Origin of the sequence: Aetokthonos hydrillicola CCALA 1050, from assembly GCF_017591665.1 — a bacterium.
In the GTDB taxonomy this organism is placed as follows: Bacteria; Cyanobacteriota; Cyanobacteriia; order Cyanobacteriales; family Nostocaceae; genus Aetokthonos; species Aetokthonos hydrillicola.
Map to the genome: position 1 here is coordinate 1 of NZ_JAAKGC010000103.1, position 20883 is coordinate 20883.

The window sequence follows — 20883 nt, forward strand, 5'->3', positions numbered from 1 at the left end:
CTAAGTGATATTCTGCTTCACTCATTAAGCGACTACCATCACCTTTCCAACGGCAATACGCTATTGCTTCATAATGATTGACTTCGACAGGGTAATCTAATGGTAAATCAATTTCGTCAAACATGGCTCTATATTTGTAACTACCGTTTTCGTGTAACCAAAACCTAGGTTGTTGAATGTTGTATCGAGTTCTCCAATCCCAAGATTCTTGAGTCCAATACTCTTGATTTTTATAACCACCATCCTTGACAAAATCAAGAAACTCTGCATTGCTGATCAGATATTTACTGGCGAAAAAAGGCGCAACCTCAACAGTGCGATCGCCATAATCAATATCCCATCCATAAGTCGGATCATTATTAGCTTTCCCTATTTTCACCACTCCACCAGCAACTTCTATCATCTCATTTTCAGGAAAGTAACCATTAGAAGGTGCATATTTCCAGTTTTCAGGACGTTTCAATCTTTCCACAGGCAATTGGCGAATTAACATTGAAGAAGTTTCAACGTGAATACGCTGGTGTTCTATCCCCATCATTAAAGCCCATAGGGGATGATCGGGACGAATTGGCAAAGTAATTGGGGTTGTCTTGATCAGTTCAGCAATAGTGGAGTATGCTTTTTCTCTATACTCCCAAGTTTCGGAAACTTTTGGCCATTCCAGGTGAGCGATCGCCTTATTCAATTCTTCAGGTTTTTCTGGATCAACCCCTACTTCAAACAATATTTCATACTCAGGGTTAAGGCGTTTTTCTAACAATCCAACACGGATTAACTTATTGATATAGAAAACAGCCGAATGTCCTAAATAAAAAATCAAAGGATTTCTCAGAGGATCAGGATTGAGATAAAAAGTTTCTTTCTCTAATACGCTTTTCAGAAGAATATCTTCCAAATGCCAAGAATTTTCAAAGTAATCGAAAATAGCCTCATTATTGCAACTATTAAGTTTAGGAGGATAAGCAGACTTTAGACTATTCATGATGTCTCCAAATTTCTGTTTCACAAGTTTACCTAATCAATCGACTTCCTAAAAGAAAGTAAGATTTAGGCTTGGCAAAGAATTAGACCAAACCACTGATTCTGATCTGTCCATACCTTATAAAAATATTTTGGATGTAAAATCTTTGGAATTAGAGTTAATCCTTGAATTACATCTTCACCATCATTATTGAGCGCTTGATAATCCTCGGTAAGGAATTTGAAGGACGTTTTCAGCATTGTAGCAATGTCAGGATTTCTTGATTCGACTTATAAATTCTACTTTAAATTTTGATATTTATACTTATTTTTATAGAATTAATCAGCATTCTTTACTACTAAAAAACAGTCGAATTAAAGTAGTATTTCGGGAAATTTTACTAATTGAATAAATTCTTTTGCATCAAACATTACAAAATTTATCCTCCACAAAAAATAAAATCTATGCCCCTTGCGAGTACATAAATTTCAAAAGTATTTGCAACATATAAATCTCGTAAAACTGAACAGTCATCCACGTACTGTTGCTTTTGATAGCTAACGTGTATTAAATCATGAGCAACATTAAAGTACGTTAAAATCTCGGTGTTTATCTAATGATAATTGAAAATCAAAAAGAATTTTTTAATTGTTTTAGGATTTACGCATTGAAAGCTGCGGGAAACTCCAACCCAAGAGTGAGTGGTGAAGGACAGGAAACAGATGGGTAGCTGACATCTTGCACCCCAGCTGAATCAGCCCGATATCCCGCCCAGAACTTAAGTTCCGGGCTAATAGCGCGCATTCCATTGAAATGGACTAAAATCCTTGAGCAGTCCTCTTGAGAGGACGGGAGCTATCAACAAGCGATTTAAATCGCTGGCTGACAGCCCAGGTGCAAGATATCAGGTAGTCTTGGGGACAAAGGATGAATTTATGCGATCGCAACATCCAGAAGCTCTTGCCTTATGTCTCCCAATTTATGTTTGACCGAAGAAAGGCAGAGGGCAGATGGCAGCTATGCTGAAGGAAAGAAATTTAATGGTCTGCTCGATGGTACTTTCTTCCAGTGCCCCTAAATTCATTTATGCAAAACAAAGAAAATATGTATTTCGCTCGCTTCGTAGCGCTCTTAAATACTGCGTCCTTGTTTTAAATCGCTTAAATTTATTTATAGGGATCCCTTCTACCCTCAGACGAGCATACATCTGCCTTCTTAAAAGTTTACCTAATCAATCAACTTCCTAAAAGAAAGTAAGATTTAAGCTTGGCAAAGAATCAACCCGAACCACTGATTCTGGTCTGTCCATACCTTCAGTGTTTTCAAGGATTGAAACTCAAGCTGCTTTTCGAGAACTGCTAAATCAAACTTTCGAGAAATCTCGGTGAGAATGCTTTCTCCAACTTCAAAGAAAACATTTAAATCCAGAATTTCCAGCGATACCCAATGACTTTTCAGACAATGAAGATACATTTCTATTTGAGCATCCGCCTGATTATAAATTGCTTCATGCCTAAATAAGCTAGTATCAAAATTCGCTCGAAAACGCCAATTCAAATGAGACAGCATATTCAAATTAAAAGCAGCGGTTACTTCTTGTTTATCGTTATAGGCTGCTTCTAGAATCGCTTTTGGTTTTTGTAAATCGACGCCGAGAAGAAAATAATCACCAGATCTTAGAGTTTGGGAAATTTGCGTCAAAAATCTGTTATAATCTGTTGGTGTAAAATTGCCGATAGAACTTCCTAAGAAAAAAATCATCCGTGATGGCACGGTAATTGATTCTAGTTTAGCTAGAGCTTGCTCATAAGTTCCTATTAAGCCCTCAATTGACAAATTAGGATATTCGTGCTGTAGCTGTAGCACACTAGATTTGAGAATTCCCCCGCTAACGTCAATCGGTACATATTTACAGAAACCTGGGATTCTTTGGTAAGCATCTAATAAAAAGCGTGTCTTTGTAGAACTACCACTGCCTAACTCTACAAGTTCACAACTACCTGTTATCTCAGCAATTTCATCTGCACATTGGCGTAAAATCGATGCTTCCGTTCGCGTTGGATAATATTCGGGCAACTCACAAATTTCCTCAAACAGCTCAGAACCTCGATCATCATAGAGATACTTCGGAGGTAACGTCTTTGGTGTTTGAGTTAATCCTTGAATCACATCTGCGCCTTCACGTTTGACCGCTTGATTATCCTCGGTAAGGAATTTGAACGATGTTTTAACCATTTGTAAGAATGTCAGGATTTCTTGATTTTATTTATAAATTCTACATTAAATCCTGCTTACAATAATTATTTTTCTAGAAAAAATCAATTTCTATATATAATCCATAAATCAATCTACTTAGTGGCGATCAAAACAAAAAAGATATTGATTTATTAAATTGATTTTTATTAAATATTCCAAAGACCTTGCTATCGTATAAATAAAATTTATACGATAATATGTTTAAGTTAAAGCGTAAAATTATGTAGGTTCAGTAGCGAGTTTATACCACCCATATAATCAGCTATCAGTCATAAGTGAACACCCAATAACTGATAACTGATAACTGATAACTGATAACTGTTAATGTACTAACTCAAGCGATCGCTTCGTCAAAGCTTGCGCAGTCAAACCATTAAAAGCCATCAAGTCGCCGGCGCTTGCTGTTGTTTCGCCACGCTTCCAAGCGAAAGTATCTCGCTTCACCGTACTCCGTAGCATAATAGGTTCCAGCATCGCTGCAGCACCACCCGTTACACCAATCAGCGCATCACCAGCAAACAACTCAGCAAATTGCTCATCATTCAAGAAACCACCTTCAGGTGTAGAGCAAGTTTCCCATGCAGTATCATCCTCACGATACAAACGACGCGGGTTAATCACAGAAACAATCTTAACTCCAAGACCTTCAGTTTCCAAGAAAGCAGCAGCCTCAAAAACTGGGATTAAAGTCATATCGCCAACTACAGCAAATACAACTTTCTTACTTCCCCCTTGATTAGATTCCACTTCATGTAAGACTACCGCACCATCGCGCAGCCCTTGTCTGGTTTGTTCAAAAGTAGTACGAATAGGTAAAGGTGACTTACTAGCAGTGATGACAATTCCCTTATTCTTAGTCGTCAGCGCCCAATCGTAACAAACTTGAATACTGTTAGCATCAGGTGGAAACAACGGGAAAACATTGCCATTACGCATCATTGACGCAAAATAAGCTTCAATTTCAGGGCGTTGGTGAGTCCAACCATTCCGCCCTTGCTCTAACGCCCCAGCAGTGAATAAAGTAATAGTTGAGGGAGTAGGACGCCGTAATTCTGCCATTGCTTGGGTTACAGTTTGCCAAATAGGTAACCCGTTAATTGCAAAAGATTCATACGAACACCACAAAGTTCTAGCACCCATTAGCGACAATCCAGCCGCTAACCCAGCACAAGCGTCTTCGCTGAGAGGTTCATAAACTTGTCCGTTCGGTGCTTGATTATATAAATCGTCAGTAGTCGGGTGAATAATCTTGAGTGCTTGATTGATATTAGCAATACCAGATGCTTCGTTACCATCAGCGTTGGTGACTAGGAAATTGGGATCCATTTGTCCGACTTTTGCAACCAACCTTCCCATCGCCGTCGTTGAAACTTTAGGATCTCCACCTACTGGGTATTCTTCCAAAGGTAATTCTCCTAAATCTGGCAAAGGTAATTCAAATTCGGTTACAACTGTTTTTGCAGCAGGAGCACCACCAGCGCGTTCGCAGTTTGCCCGCACTATTTGCCAAGCTTCATGAGATAAAGCCCGTTCCCTCAAAGCATTTACAATATGAGGAGCATCCAAAGTATCTTTAGGATAGAGGTTGTGAGATTTTGCACCGCGTGCGTGAACTCCTGCGCCTTTAAGTTGTTTAATAATGAAAACAGTTAACTTACCACTCAGTGCCGATCGCGCTGCTCGATCCACATTCGTTAACACAGCTTTGGTAAATGCTAGTCGTTGCTCCCACGAAAAAGCTGTACTATCAACATAATCTCCTGATTGATTTTTGTCGTCGAATTCCTTAGCATCGACTAAAACCACTTCTTCAAAACCATTACCCCGCCAGTACTGTATCATCTGTTCGTTGGTTTTAAGAGAAACCATGCTATGGTGTTCCTGGCTGTAACCGTTCCAAACCAAAATTGGTAAGAAATTGGTCACGGTGGGAAAAGCTGTGTTGAAGTGTGCTATGGAACTGATAATATAAGGTTCACCTAATCCTCCGTCGCCAATAGTGAAGGGGAAAAGCTTGTCTTTGTGTAATTTGCCTGCGGCCGTTGCAAGTGGTTTTCCTTGACCCAGAGGCCCCGCCGGTGCGAGAATGCCAGGAATATAGCCGCTAAGGTGTCCTAAAAGTCCATGTTTTTCTCGGAAGCTATCGCGTAGCTGTTGGACTGTAAAGATTCCCATGTCCTCTAGCGAACGATCCAAAAACATGGCACTATAGAATCCAGGGGCATGGTGTCCCACTTCAGTAATAATGTTTTTGTAACCTAGCATGACTAGAGCTGCATAAGCTTCCGCTTGACTAGCAAATCCTCCTGGATGTCCTGATGCTTTACTACCTGTAATTTGTAATGTTAGGTAGCGTAAAGCATCGGCAGCAAGTAAGGTTTGAAAAACTGCCACCGGATCTGTAGGATCTGCGATCGCTACTTGATCCGACTCGATTACAGGTGTTTTGCCATAGGTTTCAAAACCTGGTAATGCTTCCCCAAAATATTGAATTCCTTCGCAAAAATTGGGAGTGGTTGAAGTAGCTTTTGGAGTTGTAGCTGTCATGCTCAGTACCTAATAATTAAGGATTAGGGGAATTATAGATGCTCGTTCAATTTAACAAAAATTTTACAACTTTTATGTTGTAGCAGTTTACTGTTCCTTGACAACATAAAAATAAATAGGAGTCAGGAGACAGTATTCAGGAGTCAGAATTCATGAACTCATTCTGACTCCTGGCTCCTGACTCCTGTATTCTTCTTTATAAATAGTTCAAATCTAAACTATAAAAAAAATTTGGCCGTGTTATAAAAAATAAGAAAAGCCCTTACCACACCTTATGAAACTAGTCTATTGTCTGCTCAATCAAGATATTACGCGACTTCAGCATTTGTGTATTGACAAAATACATTTTTTGTGTATATTGAATTTTTGAGATAGTAGGTGTGTTAGGGCAGAGAGTATGGCACGATTTATCAGGATCCTGTGTATTACGACGTTCCATCTAACACAACAGCAATATTGGGGGAGGAACATTTACACCCTAATTTGACTCTTCTACAATACTTAATTTTTTCAAAACTCAAACTCGATTTCTATTATCTTGACGACTAAAATTAATTTTTGTGACGAAAAAACAATATCAGTCAGATTTGAATGTGATAGATTTGAGTTTTATATAGTAATATAAAAATATTTTAACCACGAGGATTATATCTCTGTGCGTGATGATTTAGAAGGATTGGAAATTACTCAAAAAGAACTGCAAAGTTTGACTAATTTGCCAGTTAATGATGAACTAATTATTATTATTAATCCCTTAAAAAAATGGATTAATAAATTTATAGAAAATCTCAAAGGACCCGAAGGTGCTACTGCATTTTTTATTGGTTTTGGTGGTTTATTCGTAATTTATATTCTATTAGATTTTTGGATTCAACTTTTTGCTACATCGATAAAACTGTCATCATGGCTATTATTAATACTACTATCTGGAGTAGTTGGAGCATTGCTGCAGATTTTTTTCTTCATAAGGTGGAAGAAACGAACTCGCATTCTAAAAACAAAAATAACCCATTCTCTTAAAATCATCTTAGCAGATGTTGATAGATATAACACTGTTATTAAAGCAATAGATATCAACGATCAAATTGAATCTGCAGGCAACCCAGAGGTTAGTATAAACGAAAGGAATAAAGTTATAGAAGCACTGAAGCTTACAAGAGCAGATTTAGTTCGTGCTTTAATGACAGAAAGGATTTTGAGAGAAAATAAGAAATTTATTATTAACAATACGGAATTATTTGCCAATAACTTAACAGCCTTAATAACAATGCAAATGACTGAACAAGCTACCGAGCATGGAAGATTTCTCAATGAAGCATTGCAAATTGCTTTAGATGTCCAGCACGAGATGAGGAGATTACAAAATAGTTGAGGGAAGGGCAATGGGCATGGGGCAATGGGCATAGGGCGTGGGGTAGAGTACTCCTCTACATAGCCACAGATTGCGCTTTTGTTTCCAAGGCTAGTACCTTAGTTTAGTCTTGCTCTTAGCTTCATCAAAATGTTCAGTTTCCCCCCGTGCAAAGTATACACAAATCTTGAGTGGGAACGAGTCAATACTACATAGGATTTACTTTTTTCTCCCACAACCCATGCCCTATGCCCTATGCCCTATGCCCCATGCCCATCTTTATTTGATTTAAGATCACTAGGTAAGTTAAACTAAAGTGAGCATGAACTGGAAAGAGATATCGGGTAACTGGGTACTGGTTCCTCGAAACCCTATTGGTATAATCCACTTCTTAGGGGGTGCATTTGTAGCTACCGCACCTCACCTTACGTATAGGTGGTTACTGGAGCAATTAGCGAATAAAGGCTATGTTATTATAGCTACACCCTTTGTGAACACTATAGATCATATTGCGATCGCTAAAACTGTGGAGTTAAACTTTGAACGTGCTTTAGAACGTTTGTACGATTCTTCTCAATTGCACAAGCGCTATCTTCCCATTTATGGCGTGGGACATAGTATGGGGTGTAAGCTCCACCTACTTATTGGTAGCCTCTCACCTGTAGAACGGGCTGGCAACATCTTAATATCATTTAACAACTACGCAGCAAGAGATGCGATTCCCTTAATGGAACAATTGAATGTGAACGGGTTGGAGTTTATTCCCTCACCATCGCAAACCAATAAACTTGTGCAGGAGCAATATACCGTTCGTCGTAACCTTCTGATAAAATTTACCAATGATACTCTTGACCAATCCTTAACTTTAACTAAACTACTGCAAAAACGGTTTCCTGAAATGGTTACGGTGCAAACACTGCCAGGATCTCATACCACACCATTAGGTCAAGATATCAAATGGCAGACAGGAGAATCATTTACGCCCTTTGACGCTTTAGGACAGTGGTTTAAGCAACAAGTGTACCAAGAGCTAAATGAGCTAAAACGTATTATACTCTTGTGGCTAAATCCTGTTGTACGAGTGTAGTAGGAGAAAGTTTTCTTGAGAAAGCAAGTTTATATCTTGTTAAACCGGTTTGTACAGTAGATAGTGGTTAGTGGTAACTTTTTTACAGCCAGCAACTAACATAATGACTAATGCTTTTCACATTTTAGTGATTGATGATGATACTGCCGTACAGATACTGCTCAAAAGAATGCTGGAACGACAGGGCTATGTTGTCGTCACTGCCAGTAATGGGCAGGAAGGAATCACGCAGGCATTGGCTTGTCATCCAGCATTAATTATTTGTGATTGGGTGATGTCTGGATTGAGCGGACTGGAAGTCTGCAAATATATTAAGGCAAACCCTAAGTTATCTACCACTTTCTTTATTTTATTAACATCTTTAGACTCAGTAGCTGATCGTGTCAAGGGTCTAGATGCTGGTGCTGATGACTTTATCGCTAAACCTATAGAAAAAAATGAATTGCAAGCACGAGTAAGAGCAGGATTGCGCTTGCATCAACTCAGTCGGGATTTGCAAGCCCAAAAGCAAATTTTAGAGGCAGAACTGGCAGAAGCAGCAGAGTATGTAAAATCGCTTCTTCCTCCTGTGATGAAGCAACCCTTCAACATTGATTTCCGATTCATCCCTTCACGTCAACTGGGTGGCGATTGTTTTGATTACTATTGGCTCGATTCCAACTATTTAGCAGTTTACTTACTTGATACTGCAGGACACGGACTGCGAGCTACTTTACCCTCAATTTCTGTACTTAATTTACTGCGATCGCGTGCCCTTAAGGGTCTTAATTACTATCAACCAAGTGAAGTGTTAGAAGCGTTAAATGAAACTTTTCAAATAAATTATCAAAATGATAAATACTTTACTATTTGGTACGGAGTTTATAACAAACCAAAACGCCAGTTAATTTATGCTAGTGGTGGTCATCCACCAGCATTACTAGTATCAAGTAAATCTATGTCTGTCAAAGAAGTTAAGCGCTTAAAAACATCTGGCTTACCAGTCGGGATGTTTCCACAGGTTAAATATACGAATGGGTTTTGTGATGTTGGTGAAGACAGCACCCTGTATATTTTCAGTGATGGAGTTTACGAAATTACTCAATCAGATGGAACTCTTTGGACATTAGATGCTTTTATTGAAATGCTTATAAACTTACATGAGCCTATTCAATCGAAACTTGATCAAGTATTGAAATATCTAATTGCTTTAAACTCTAAAGACATTTTCGACGATGATTTATCAATCATCCAACTCAAATTCGATTAACTTTGTAATATTAGATATTTGTGAAATTCTTCTTGATTAGGAAAGATTTCAAAAACCTGATCAATACCAGTTAGTTCAAACAATATCCTAACTTGTTCATTAACTGAGCAAATAACAAGCTTTATATCTGCTGCTCGTAGGGCTTTAAAGGCTAAAACTAAAGCCCCTAACCCCGAACTATCCATAAATGTCACATCGCGAAAATCAACTAATACAATTTTTGCATCATTTTCTGTTTCTACAATTTCTGTAATATTTTGTCGAAACTCTTGAGATTTAGTAGCATCTAAACTACCGCTAGGTTGAAGAACTTTTACTAAATGTCCCATAGTTCAAATAATCATTTGAGTAAATTAGGTTTTAAATTGGCTACTATTTACCAATCATAATTCAATTTAAAAATCGTAGCCAGATATCAAAGTAAGCTTGTAGAAATGTTACAAATATTACTATAAGGCAAATATCAAGCTACAAAATCAACCATCGGTTTGCGGTGTCATCATCTGTAGCGAACTTAAAGTGAAGCAGTGTAATGTCTCTACGATTAAGGGCATGTGCTAAAGAGGACAAACTCGTCACTCCTAATTTTGAGTATGCCCAATAATTCTTTTTTCTTAACATCTGGTACTATAAGCCCTCTCCTTTATGTTAAACCTACCCGACGGAAAGGAAATGGCTTACGCTTCTAGAGCTAATGCCATTTGCCCCTACCTAAATTGGACTAACCTTAGCTCTATATAACAGCTTTCCACCTTGGGAATATCCAATGTAACGTACTTTGACAATTTCTCCAGGTTGTGCCGTTCCTTCCATAAGTTCGTGTAACTGGGGATCGTAAGGTAATTCAGTTCCCACAGAAGCGATCGCTTCCACCCCCCACTGTTGTAGAAGTTTTTCCAAGGGTTTGAGTACTAAAGGCACTATATTGATAGCCGGAAGGTTTGAGTTTTCTCGCGCCTTCTGAGCGGCGGTAGGAAATTGGACTAACAAAGATTCCAGCAGTTGCAAACTTGAGTGCTGGAACTCTTGCAGCAATAAATGCCGTTGCTGCAAGAGTTGTGATTGGGAGTGGTTGTATTCTTTTTCTAGATCTGCTATGCGTTGTAACAATTCTTGGGTAGGTACACCTTCCTCTCTCACCAAATCTACTTCAGAAAAAGTTGTTACTAATTCATTTAACGATACCTGTAGCACTTGTGACAACTTTAGGAGTACATCCATCCTCATTTGTTCAACACCAGACTTCCGCAACCGCAGAAGCTGTCGTTCTGAAACACCAGCACTGCGGCTAAGAGCTTTAAAACTAGAAATATCAACCCGATGCATTAAATTTTGCAGCTTTTGGGTGAAATTCATGGGGCATGGGGCATAGGGCATAGGGCATGGGGCATAGGGGTACTAATTCCTGCTCCGTGCTCGCTTATTTTCTATTAACCAGAGTTGCGCTAGCTTGGTCAACTGGCATAAGTACAACTTCATTAATATTGACATGAGACGGTCGGGTAACACAGAAAAAGATGACATCAGCAACATCATCTGGTGTGAGGGGGGTAACTCCTTGATAAACCTTTTGAGCACGATCGCGATCGCCATGAAACCGCACCTCACTAAATTCTGTTTCCACCATACCAGGATCAACAGAAGTTACTCGCACCGTAGTTCCTAAAAGATCTTGTTTCAACCCTTCAGAAATAGCTTTCACAGCAGCTTTGGTACCACAATAGACGTTACCACCAGGATAAGTTTGGTGTCCAGCGATGGAACCTAGATTAACTACATGACCACGACCACGACTAACCATTCCAGGGACTACAAACCGGGTAAGATACAGTAAACCCTTTATATTAGTATCAATCATTTCTTCCCAATCTTCAATGCTGCCTTCATGAAGTTTATCTAAACCACGACTTAGACCAGCGTTGTTAATGAGAATATCAATATCAGCCCAAGAAGGAGGGAGGCTGGAGATAGCGGATTCTACCGCCGAGCGATCGCGCACATCTAATTGTAATAAGTGAGTCTCTACAGAAGTTTCATCTAACGTTGAGACAAGCTCTTGCAATCGCTCCAATCGCCGTGCAGCTAAAATCAGTTTTGCTCCTGCATTGGCCAACACTTTAGCACAAGCAGCGCCAATACCACTACTTGCACCAGTTAATAATACGATTTGATTTTTGATTGAAGTCATTGTTGGATTTTGGGGCATGGGGAATGGGGCATAGGGCATGGGAGCATCCCTATTTTGCAAAAAGATCGTAGTGGGAGCCGGAAAGCTCCCTACTTTGTGGAGAAAGCAGGCAGCATACCCCCACTACAAAATAAACTAAATTGACACATTTGGGATGCTCCCAGGGAGCAGAGGAGTAGGGAAGCACAGGAGCAGGAATTAGTACCCCTATGCCCCATTCCCCATGCCCAATCCCTATTTCACCACTTGTAACCGCTGAGTTATCATGATCATGCCTTCTGGGCGCATAATTACGGCAGAAAGCCATTGACTACCGGGGGTGGCGGGTGCATGTCCAATTTTAAAAAGCCCGCCTGATGTTAGTAATTCTAGGTTTACTGGTGTGGGGTTAAGATATCTGTTGGCTTGGACTGGTTCTTCTAAGGCTGCTCCTAGTAAATAATCCTCACCTAGTGGTTCTTGAAGGATCGCATCAAAATTATACTGCTCACCAACTTTTACTTGTTGCGGTAACTTGATTTCTACATGAGGTGGTTTTGCACCAGAGGTAATTTGAGTGCGTTCAGCCTGAATATCTTGATGAACAATTTTTCCACCAGCAATACGTTGGCGGGATGTTATGGTCGAAGTTAGTGTCTGATTTTGGCTGCTGGCGGAAGGTAAGCCAGTGATTGTAGTTACTGTATCAGCTATAATAGCGTTACCTTCGGATCGCCAAGATTGCAACTGGGTGGTGTATTTTAACTGTGGATATCGTTTGCGGAGCGAAGTTAAAGCTTGTTCAAGAGTTTGGAGATTTAATCCATCCCCTTGTGTAAAATTGGGACTGTAGAATTGTAAAACACCTTTGATATTACCTTGGGTTGCGGCGGTATCGATTTGTTGCAATAGATTTTGCAGCTGTGGTGGTGGATTTTGGGGGGTAACTGCTTGAGCTTGTTTCCATCCACCAGCTAAACCAATAGCAAGAAAGAACAAAACCAGTAAACGACTGGTAGAGGTTTTTGATATGTACTGAATAAGATTACGCATTGGTGATTAATTGCTTGGCAATTCGACTAGATTAACAAAGCTAAATTGTTTTATCTTAATAAAGGCTAGTACACTGCGGTGGAATAAACCAAAAGCCCAGAATCAAAACACTTTTGACTTTTGACTTTTGACTTTTGACTTCCCCGAAGGGGCTGCTAGGTGCTGATTACGATAGAGGGTTTGATGGTACAAGCTCCCAAAAGATTACTCATAGCCGCTAGTGGTACTGGTGGACACTTGTTTCCGGCGATCGCACTGGCTAAAAAATTGCCAGATTATCAGATCGAATGGCTTGGTGTCCCTAACCGCCTGGAAACTCAGCTTGTTCCCCAGCAGTATCCATTGAATACTATTGCAGTTGAAGGGTTCCAAAAAGGTTTTAGACTTTCATCTTTAGGTACCTTGGGGAAGCTAATCAGTTCGATAATGGATGTGAGAAAACTGCTCAAACAAGGTAAATTCCAGGGAGTGTTTACAACAGGAGGTTATATTGCTGCACCTGCTGTGATTGCTGCACGTTCTTTAGGCTTACCTGTCATTCTTCATGAATCCAACGCTTTACCCGGTAAAGTTACTCGCTTTTTTGGTCCCTGGTGCAGTTCAGTAGCAGTAGGATTTGAAGTAGCGGCAAAATATTTGCACCGTTCTAAAACAGTTTATACAGGTACTCCAGTAAGATCCCAATTTCTAGACGAGAAGGTTGTGACATCGCTGGATTTACCAATTCCTGATCATGTTCCTTTAATTGTCGTGTTTGGTGGCAGTCAGGGTGCACTTGCTCTTAATAAGCTAGTGCGGGAATCTGCTACAGCTTGGTTTGAAGCAGGTGCTTGGATTGTACATCTGACAGGTGACAAAGATCCAGAAATGGATACTTTGCAGCATCCGCAGTATATATGTTTGCCATTTTACGATAATATGGCTGCGTTATTACATAGAGCAAATTTAGCAATTAGTCGTTCTGGTGCTGGTAGTTTAACGGAGTTAGCGGTGTGTGGAACGCCTGCGATTTTGATTCCTTACCCCTTTGCAGCAGAAGATCATCAAACATACAATGCACAGGTTTTTACCTCTGCGACTGCGGCGTTGATGTTTCAGCAGTCCGATCTCAATGCTGTTTTATTAAAAAATAAGGTGTTGAGTTTGCTGCATTCACCCGAAGATTTGCGCAAAATGGGTGAAAACGCTCGCGCGATCGCTGTTGTTGATAGTGCTGAAAAATTAGCGCACTTGTTGCGCGAAGTTATGGAGAGTTGAAAAACAAAATTTTAAATACCCTTAAAACAGTGAACAGTAAACAGTTATCAGTGATCAAGGCGTATAGTGAGTGGGGTGTTTCGCGTTCCTGTAAACGCGTTATTCTTAACTGATAATTGACAACTGTTAAAAGGGGGGGTATCAACCCTCGCTTCAATTTTCTGGTATTATGATATAAACGATTTACTCACAAAACAATACCCAGCCGGTTACCGTACCATGCTGGTTTTTTTTGTTAGTTTATATACTAATTATCTTTAATATGTTGATCAACCGGAAGAAAAATTTCTCTAAGTGAGAGTAACCTGGTTACAAACAAAAAACTCTTGTATGTAAACAAGAGGTTTTTTGAACAGTAGTCAAATTGACTACTGTTTTAAAAGTATCGGATAAGTTATACCCAAGAGCGTAAGCCTAAACTTAGGTTTTCAAATTAGGCTTACAACAAACCAACTTTTTTGACTATGGTGTGGTTGTAGTAGTAGGTGTAGCTGTAGATGTAGGTGACGTCATACTACCACCTGTGTGCTTTTTCTTCTTCTTTTTGGGTTTAGTTGTTGATGAGGTTCCACCGGGGGTAGTGGTGCTGGCTGCACCTGTCGGATCTGTTGTTGTGGTGCCACTTGAGGTACCACTGGATTGTGCGTTAACCAATGGGGCGAGGGTAGCAACTGGAATACCAACTGCTAAACCAATACTGAGGGAAACTAGCAGAGTTCTAGCGAACTTACTCATATTAACTCCTCACGTCAGAGAGTGTTGTGTTGTAGTTATTATATTAGCAATGGCTGTAAAATTTAACATTTTTTTTGGAAATTTTTTTTGCTAAGTAGGTGATATAATCGGTGTTAATAGACGAGATATGGCGACACCTATCTTGCGTAAGATACTTGTACTAAGTGCAGGGATTGGGCTTTAATATTCGAGTTTAATCGTTCGACAAATCTAGTTATTTGTAGTCATTTATTTATATGCTAGAGATGTTAAAAATCAATTTTATTTTATGACTAAGCCCTGCGAGATATTAACAGGGATAAAATCCTAGGCTAATATTTCAGATAAAAGTGAGTGTACTTGTTTGCCCAGAGCAACGAATATTTTCGTTTGGACGTTTTGTGGAAGCGTGCTTGGGCGTGGTGAGTGAAATAGCCTATCTTTAGATTATGGGAATTAACAGTTGTTTGTTACCGCAAACCTCTTAATGCCCAGAATCGCTCTTTTCTTTGTCATAATTCTCTTGTGAATAGATCGCAATATTTAGAAAAAAAATCTGTATCGCAACTGCAAAATGAAGCATCTACAGGCGACCATATGCAGCGTGCCCTCGGTCCTATAGACTTGATCACACTAGGAATTGGTGCCACGATTGGAGCAGGAATTTTTGTCCTAACAGGGACGGCGGCAGCTAAGTATGCTGGACCTGGGATTGTACTTTCCTTTATACTAGGGGGAATTGCTTGTGGATTTGCCGGGCTCTGCTATGCTGAGTTTGCTTCTCTACTCCCAATAGCTGGGAGTGCATACACTTACGCTTATGCCACTCTAGGAGAACTGGTTGCCTGGATTATTGGTTGGGATCTACTCTTAGAGTATGCTTTAGGATCAGCAACTGTTGCGGTTGGATGGTCTGGGTATGCAGTTAGCTTCCTTAAAGATTTGGGTATTACTCTGCCTCCCAGCTTAACAGCAGCCCCTGGAACCTCTGTAGTGTTATCTGACAACTCAGTAGTAACAGCAGTCTTTAATTTACCAGCATTTTTAGCAATTTTATGTGTCACAGTGCTGTTAGTTGTTGGGGTTCGAGAATCGGCTCGATTTAACAATATCATTGTTGCTGTTAAATTAGTTGTCATTCTTGCTTTTATAGGGTTTGGGGTGTGGCATATTAATTCTGCTAACTGGACGCCCTTGATTCCACCCAATACTGGACAATTTGGTGAGTATGGTATTAGTGGGATTGTGCGTGGTGCTGGTGTGGTTTTCTTTTCCTATATTGGATTTGATGCAGTTTCTACTGCGGCTCAGGAAGCTAAGCAGCCTCAGCGAGATATGCCCATAGGTATTATTGGTTCATTGCTCATCTGTACCACACTCTACATTGTAGTTGCAGCAGTGTTAACAGGGATAGTCTCTTATAAGAGTTTAAATGTTGCAGACCCGATCGCTGTCGGGGTGAATGTGGTGGGATTGAAGTGGCTCGCGATCGCAGTCAAGATTGGTGCGATTTGTGGTCTGAGTTCGGTCATGCTGGTACTAAGCTATGCACAAACACGCATCCTTTACAGTATCTCTAAGGATGGATTATTACCTGCCTTCTTTAGTACAATCCATCCCAGGTTCAAAACGCCCCATATCACGACTATAATACTAGGGGTCTTTGTAAGTTTCCTCGCTGGCCTGACTCCAATCTCTACTTTAGGTGAATTAGTCAGCATTGGAACACTGTTTGCTTTTACGGTAGTATCTGCTGGAGTCCTATTCCTGCGCTATCGACAGCCAAACATATACAGACCATTTCGGTGTCCATTAGTTCCTTGGGTACCACTCCTAGCTATTTTTGTTTGTCTTTACTTAGTCTTTGGTTTACCTCAAGAAACTTGGCTGCGTTTACTTGTTTGGCTAGGAGTAGGACTAGTTATTTATTTTTTCTATGGTCAATACCATAGTCTACTAAATAAAGAGCCAAGATGAGCTACAAGAAGCTATTGTCATCATTGTAAAAACCTGGGTCGTTATCTTGGTCATATTGATAGTCATCAGGGGTGTGTTGTCGGGGTTGCAACTAAGTTGTTTAGCAGGTTGTTGAGTAATTGACGTTCTTGCTCAGTCATGGTTATTTTTCCTGGGAATGTGTGTTTACCTCTAATTGCAAGCAATCAATGTGCGTTAATCTTTTGATATGTCGTTTTTAAGGTTAGTTGTGGGTGTATCGGTACTTATATATTTTTCTTACAACCAAACTTTATCAAAACTGCTGTAATATCCCATCCCTCTTACAGGGGATGCATCGAGGGTGATTTAGAAGGGAGTGCTATGGCGACTAACTTAATTATTCTGGTTGCTGCAATAGTCGTGGCGCTGATAGTCTTCAGAGCTTTGCTGAGTTTGCTGAAGACTTTTCTGAGTACTGCGATCGCTATTTTTATCGTCATCGTTATCTTAAAATTTTTCGGCTTTAGCCCGCAAGACCTACAGCGTGAACTCGTTAACCTAGCTCATGCACTGGATCATTTACTGCCGGGAGCGAAATGACAGCAAACTCATCGCAATTTTATCAGTACAAGGCACTGTACAAACCCAACCAACTGATTTATGGTCAAGGGCAAACGGTAATTATTACAGGGTGGACAGTGAAAGGCGCGATCGCCAAACACCTCCACCCTCAAGATTATGCTGTTATTGGACAGTTGTATTCACCCTCAAGGGGGATTAACTTACTTATACGCAATTTACTATTCAACCCCCATATCCGCTACCTAGTCGTACTAAACGCTACCAGAGAAGACAAAAACGCCGGTGCTGGAACCTGTTTACTAGACTTTTTCCGTAATGGCTTTGAAGAAGGTTTGAGCGATAACAAGCAACGTTGTTGGGTAATTCGTTCTATTATTCGTGGATATATTGATTTTGAAGTTGAACGCAGTGCTTTAGAAAAACTACGTTCTTCTGTAGAGTGTCAGGAAGCTAAATCCATTACTGAAGCGGTTAACTTAGTCAAGTTTTATGGTCAAAAGCAAAAACTTGAACCTTGGGGACTACCTTTAGAGTATCCCATGTCTACCGTTGCACCTACTATTTTACCAGGACAACGCTACGGACACCGTATAGAGGGTAAAACAATAGCAGAAACTTGGGTAAAAATAATTCATCGAATTAAAACAACAGGAACCATTCGACCTACTGGCTATGATGGACAATGGCAAGAATTAATTGATTTGATGGCGATCGTGACTGATGAGCCACCTGATTTTTATTTTCCTGAACCGAATTATTTACCAATTAACCGAGATTTTCTCCAAGAGTACATTTCACAGATTTTAGATGATTTACCCAAGCAAGAAGGCGTGAAATATACATATGGTCAACGCTTACGTTCATGGTTTGGAAGCGACCAAATTCAGCAGGTGATTGACAAACTACTAGCTGATCTAAATTCTGCTAGAGCAGTTATGTCTTTATGGGATGTCACTCATGATGCGAACGATAGCCCACCTTGCCTTAATCATATTTGGGTTAGAATAGTTGATAACGAACTATCTTTAACAGCAACATTTCGCAGTAATGATATGTTTTCAGCATGGCCTGCTAATGCCATGGGATTAAGAGCTTTACAACAGCATATTTGGCATGAGATATGCAAACACTCAACCCATCAATTAAAAATAGGCCCATTAATTATTATTAGTCAAAGCGCTCATATTTATGATGACTGCTGGGAAAATGCAGAGAATGTAATTCAATCCCATTATTCAAAAATTTGTGCATCACGAGATTATGCTGATCCCGCAGGCAGTTTTGTTATTACTGTCCAAGATGGTAATATTATCGTCGAGCATATGACCCCAGGTTCCGGAGAAGTTGTTAATTGTTACTCAGGTAAATCTGCAACTCAACTTTACCGAGAAATAGCAGCGAATTCTCCTGGTTTGCAAGTAGAACACGCAATCTATTTAGGTTCAGAGTTGCAAAAAGCAGAAATAGCTTTAGGAATGAACAAAGAGTTTATCTATGAGCAAGATAAACGTTTGAAGATTTAATTCCTGTCTTCTTTATAGGTGTCTGATCTCATCAACTTATGCTTGACTCTGTGTTCTGTGTGCCTCTGTGGTTAAATAAAAGATATTTAAACCGCACAGCACAGGACGCGGAGGGCGCACAGAGAAAAAAAGAGGTAGTCCCTATACCCCACACCCTTTACAAGAATTTGCTATGCAAACTGCTACAGTGCATGTCGGGGAAGTTCGTTGGCGCATTCCAATTGTTCTCGCCGTTACAGTGTTCGTCAATTACCTGGATCGCAACAACCTCTCACTAGCCTTGCCACGTATTGCTCAGGATTTTGGCTGGACGGATCGCGAGATTGGTTCTTACGGGCAATTGCTGTTAGCCGCGTTCTTTGTGCCTTATGGATTATCAAACATGCTGCTCAGTCCACTTGCCGAACGGTTCGGTCCTAAGCGGAGTGTCATTGCAGCGATTACGGCGTTCTCAGTGTTTACTATTCTCAATGCACTGCTAGGCCAGTCGCTCACTGCACTGATTTTGCTGCGCCTGCTTCTAGGGCTTGGTGAGGGTGTTCACATCCCAATGCTGAGTGCGCTCACCAGTCGATGGTTTCCAGTAGGTGAGCGATCGCGTGCCAATGCAATTTGGGTTGGAGGGATCATGCTTGCATCTGCAACTGCGCCACTAATGGTCGTACCGTTAATCACACTCATGGGCTGGCGTACTACATTTGCCATACTCGGCGTAGCTGGTTTACTCCTATCAGTTCCACTGGTTTGGTTAGGAGTGCAGGATGAGCCGCGCCTCGACCACGGCGTGAGTGACACTGAACTGGCATATATTAACGCTGGGCGTGAGATGTCTGATGTTGCAGTGATAAAAACCCATAGGGCAGGCTATGTGCGCGAGTGGCGATTCTGGCTAGCTGTCCTTGGCGGTACACTCGATGCCTTTTGTAACTTTGGTCTGCTCAATTGGTTACCGACCTACTTCAACCGCGCCAAAGGGATTGATTTTGAGCGACTAGGGTGGCCACTCGCGCTAGTTTTTGCTCTTGGCATCGTAGGCATTGTCCTGATGGCTTACCTTGGTGATAAGTTTCAGATCCGGACGCAGCTTGCAAGTGTGGGTTTTTTGATTGCCGGTGTCATGGTATACATCGCATCGACGGTGGACACGTTGGAACTGTTAGTATTATTCTTTGCGCTCGCTATATTCTCGAAAAGCGCATACGCTGCCCAAGAATACGCCATTGTTCAACACCTGTTGCCTGCCAACCAAGTTGGGGCTGGCACTGGGCTGTACAATGGGATTGCTGTGCTGTTTGGTGGCGTCGGTGGCTCACTGATCCCTGGATCCCTCATTGCGACTACTGGTAGTTTCGACGCTGGGATGTTGAGCATCGTTGTGGGTGCTGTGGCTGCATCATTGGTAATGTTTGTGTTAGCACGGATGATTAGGTATTAAAAAATAGGAGCGATCGCGTGTACAGACAAGAGCGTAACAATCGCTCCTATTGGGGCGCTTCGCCAGAGCAAAGATAACACGGTACGATCAGCACTCTTGCTTGACGCAAAGCCTATCGCGCCAGGTCAAGAGCGGAAGTTGGCGATCGCCTTCTTCGTGTCAAACTTTTCTGCAAAATACAATACTCCCTTCGCACACGATAAAGGCTGCGCCACAGGAAGACTAGCATAATTAAAATCTGCCCTTCCGCCAGTGGCAGTGGGAGATTTAAGATGGAGATATTTTTATTCTTTAATACAGCATATCCACAAGAGTTTATGGATACTTGGCGTGTTATTTTATGGTTTGGGAATATGACAGTATAGGGCGTGAGAGGATTTTTCTTAATAGCAACTTCCCCAAGAGCCGTCTTAAAAACTCCAGGATAATTTGCCATCTTAGGTAACCGTTCACGGGGTTTGTAAAGGATACAGTAGAAAATAAGTACATAATGGTGATAGAGTGAGGGGCATTCCCTCTAAAGTTATTGGCAAGACTAGAGAGCGTGACCTGCATGAGGCTGTTAGCCGATCGCTCTGTTTTTAACATATTCGCGGAATTCCCCACCCTCTACGTAGTAGGGTGGGGATGGATAGCGCACAAAAACTAGAGGTTCGATGCCTCTAGTTTTTGTATTTTATTCTCAAGGGTACGAACAAACTCTCGGAACACATCAACCTGAGTTCTGCCTGTTAGGTCACAGTAAGTATTTAGAATCTTCTTT

18 protein-coding genes are annotated in these 20883 nt (G+C 40.8%); 9 read left to right on the top strand and 9 right to left on the bottom strand.

The window, feature by feature from the left end:
• Positions 1 to 982: 5-histidylcysteine sulfoxide synthase (ovoA, locus tag G4P69_RS30650; protein ID WP_208353391.1), on the bottom strand; the 982-nt coding region annotated here is incomplete at its 3' end.
• A gap of 806 nt (positions 983 to 1788) precedes the next feature.
• Between ovoA and G4P69_RS30655 the strand changes: the two genes are divergently transcribed.
• Complete coding sequence (locus tag G4P69_RS30655) at positions 1789 to 1950, top strand: hypothetical protein (RefSeq protein WP_208340165.1); 162 nt, start codon at positions 1789 to 1791, stop codon at positions 1948 to 1950.
• A gap of 271 nt (positions 1951 to 2221) precedes the next feature.
• Here G4P69_RS30655 and egtD read toward each other — a convergent pair whose 3' ends face one another.
• Both egtD and G4P69_RS30665 read right to left on the bottom strand, forming a co-directional pair.
• On the bottom strand, positions 2222 to 3196 hold the full coding sequence (gene egtD / locus G4P69_RS30660) for an L-histidine N(alpha)-methyltransferase (protein WP_208340166.1): 975 nt from the start codon (positions 3194 to 3196) through the stop codon (positions 2222 to 2224).
• A 342-nt stretch (positions 3197 to 3538) separates the two neighbouring features.
• The gene (locus G4P69_RS30665; RefSeq protein WP_208353396.1) at positions 3539 to 5764 is read right to left on the bottom strand and encodes a phosphoketolase family protein; all 2226 of its coding nucleotides are present in this window, start codon (positions 5762 to 5764) and stop codon (positions 3539 to 3541) included.
• Between the two features lie 655 nt (positions 5765 to 6419).
• Between G4P69_RS30665 and G4P69_RS30670 the strand changes: the two genes are divergently transcribed.
• From G4P69_RS30670 to G4P69_RS30680, 3 genes are all read left to right on the top strand, one after another.
• Positions 6420 to 7136: a hypothetical protein gene (locus tag G4P69_RS30670; protein ID WP_208340168.1), complete on the top strand. Its 717-nt coding sequence runs from the start codon at positions 6420 to 6422 to the stop codon at positions 7134 to 7136.
• 301 nt (positions 7137 to 7437) lie between these two features.
• Positions 7438 to 8202 carry a DUF1350 family protein gene (locus G4P69_RS30675; protein ID WP_208340169.1) on the top strand — a complete coding sequence of 255 codons (765 nt, stop codon included), beginning with the start codon at positions 7438 to 7440 and terminating at the stop codon, positions 8200 to 8202.
• 103 nt (positions 8203 to 8305) lie between these two features.
• Positions 8306 to 9451, top strand: a complete 1146-nt coding sequence (locus tag G4P69_RS30680) for a PP2C family protein-serine/threonine phosphatase (RefSeq protein ID WP_208340170.1) — start codon at positions 8306 to 8308, stop codon at positions 9449 to 9451.
• Here G4P69_RS30680 and G4P69_RS30685 read toward each other — a convergent pair.
• The 4 genes from G4P69_RS30685 to G4P69_RS30700 form a co-directional block, all read right to left on the bottom strand.
• Positions 9448 to 9780, bottom strand: a complete 333-nt coding sequence (locus G4P69_RS30685; protein ID WP_208340171.1) for an STAS domain-containing protein — start codon at positions 9778 to 9780, stop codon at positions 9448 to 9450. The genes G4P69_RS30680 and G4P69_RS30685 overlap by 4 nt on opposite strands.
• A gap of 382 nt (positions 9781 to 10162) precedes the next feature.
• Positions 10163 to 10807: a nucleotide exchange factor GrpE gene (grpE, locus tag G4P69_RS30690; protein WP_243902232.1), complete on the bottom strand. Its 645-nt coding sequence runs from the start codon at positions 10805 to 10807 to the stop codon at positions 10163 to 10165.
• A 64-nt stretch (positions 10808 to 10871) separates the two neighbouring features.
• Positions 10872 to 11639 carry an SDR family oxidoreductase gene (locus G4P69_RS30695; protein WP_208340173.1) on the bottom strand — a complete coding sequence of 256 codons (768 nt, stop codon included), beginning with the start codon at positions 11637 to 11639 and terminating at the stop codon, positions 10872 to 10874.
• 234 nt (positions 11640 to 11873) lie between these two features.
• A complete protein-coding gene (locus G4P69_RS30700; RefSeq protein WP_208340174.1) occupies positions 11874 to 12671 on the bottom strand; it encodes a nuclear transport factor 2 family protein in 798 nt (265 codons plus the stop codon).
• Between the two features lie 183 nt (positions 12672 to 12854).
• Between G4P69_RS30700 and murG the strand changes: the two genes are divergently transcribed.
• A complete protein-coding gene (gene murG / locus G4P69_RS30705; protein WP_208340184.1) occupies positions 12855 to 13928 on the top strand; it encodes an undecaprenyldiphospho-muramoylpentapeptide beta-N-acetylglucosaminyltransferase in 1074 nt (357 codons plus the stop codon).
• A gap of 462 nt (positions 13929 to 14390) precedes the next feature.
• Here the strand turns inward: murG and G4P69_RS30710 are convergent, their stop codons facing one another.
• On the bottom strand, positions 14391 to 14663 hold the full coding sequence (locus G4P69_RS30710; RefSeq protein ID WP_208340175.1) for a hypothetical protein: 273 nt from the start codon (positions 14661 to 14663) through the stop codon (positions 14391 to 14393).
• A gap of 504 nt (positions 14664 to 15167) precedes the next feature.
• On the opposite strand from G4P69_RS30710, the gene G4P69_RS30715 reads away from it, so the two are divergent.
• From G4P69_RS30715 to G4P69_RS30730, 4 genes are all read left to right on the top strand, one after another.
• Positions 15168 to 16619: an amino acid permease gene (locus G4P69_RS30715; RefSeq protein ID WP_208340176.1), complete on the top strand. Its 1452-nt coding sequence runs from the start codon at positions 15168 to 15170 to the stop codon at positions 16617 to 16619.
• A 342-nt stretch (positions 16620 to 16961) separates the two neighbouring features.
• Positions 16962 to 17180: a hypothetical protein gene (locus G4P69_RS30720; protein ID WP_208340177.1), complete on the top strand. Its 219-nt coding sequence runs from the start codon at positions 16962 to 16964 to the stop codon at positions 17178 to 17180.
• Entirely contained in the window at positions 17177 to 18685 is a 1509-nt protein-coding gene (locus G4P69_RS30725; RefSeq protein WP_208340178.1) for a thymidylate synthase, read from the top strand. Before G4P69_RS30720 ends, G4P69_RS30725 begins: the two co-directional genes overlap by 4 nt.
• 172 nt (positions 18686 to 18857) lie before the next feature.
• On the top strand, positions 18858 to 20120 hold the full coding sequence (locus G4P69_RS30730) for an MFS transporter (protein WP_208340179.1): 1263 nt from the start codon (positions 18858 to 18860) through the stop codon (positions 20118 to 20120).
• Positions 20121 to 20232: 112 nt separating this feature from the next.
• On the opposite strand, the gene G4P69_RS30735 is transcribed toward G4P69_RS30730, so the two are convergent.
• A complete protein-coding gene (locus G4P69_RS30735) occupies positions 20233 to 20556 on the bottom strand; it encodes a hypothetical protein (protein ID WP_208340180.1) in 324 nt (107 codons plus the stop codon).
• Positions 20557 to 20883: the final 327 nt, after the last annotated feature.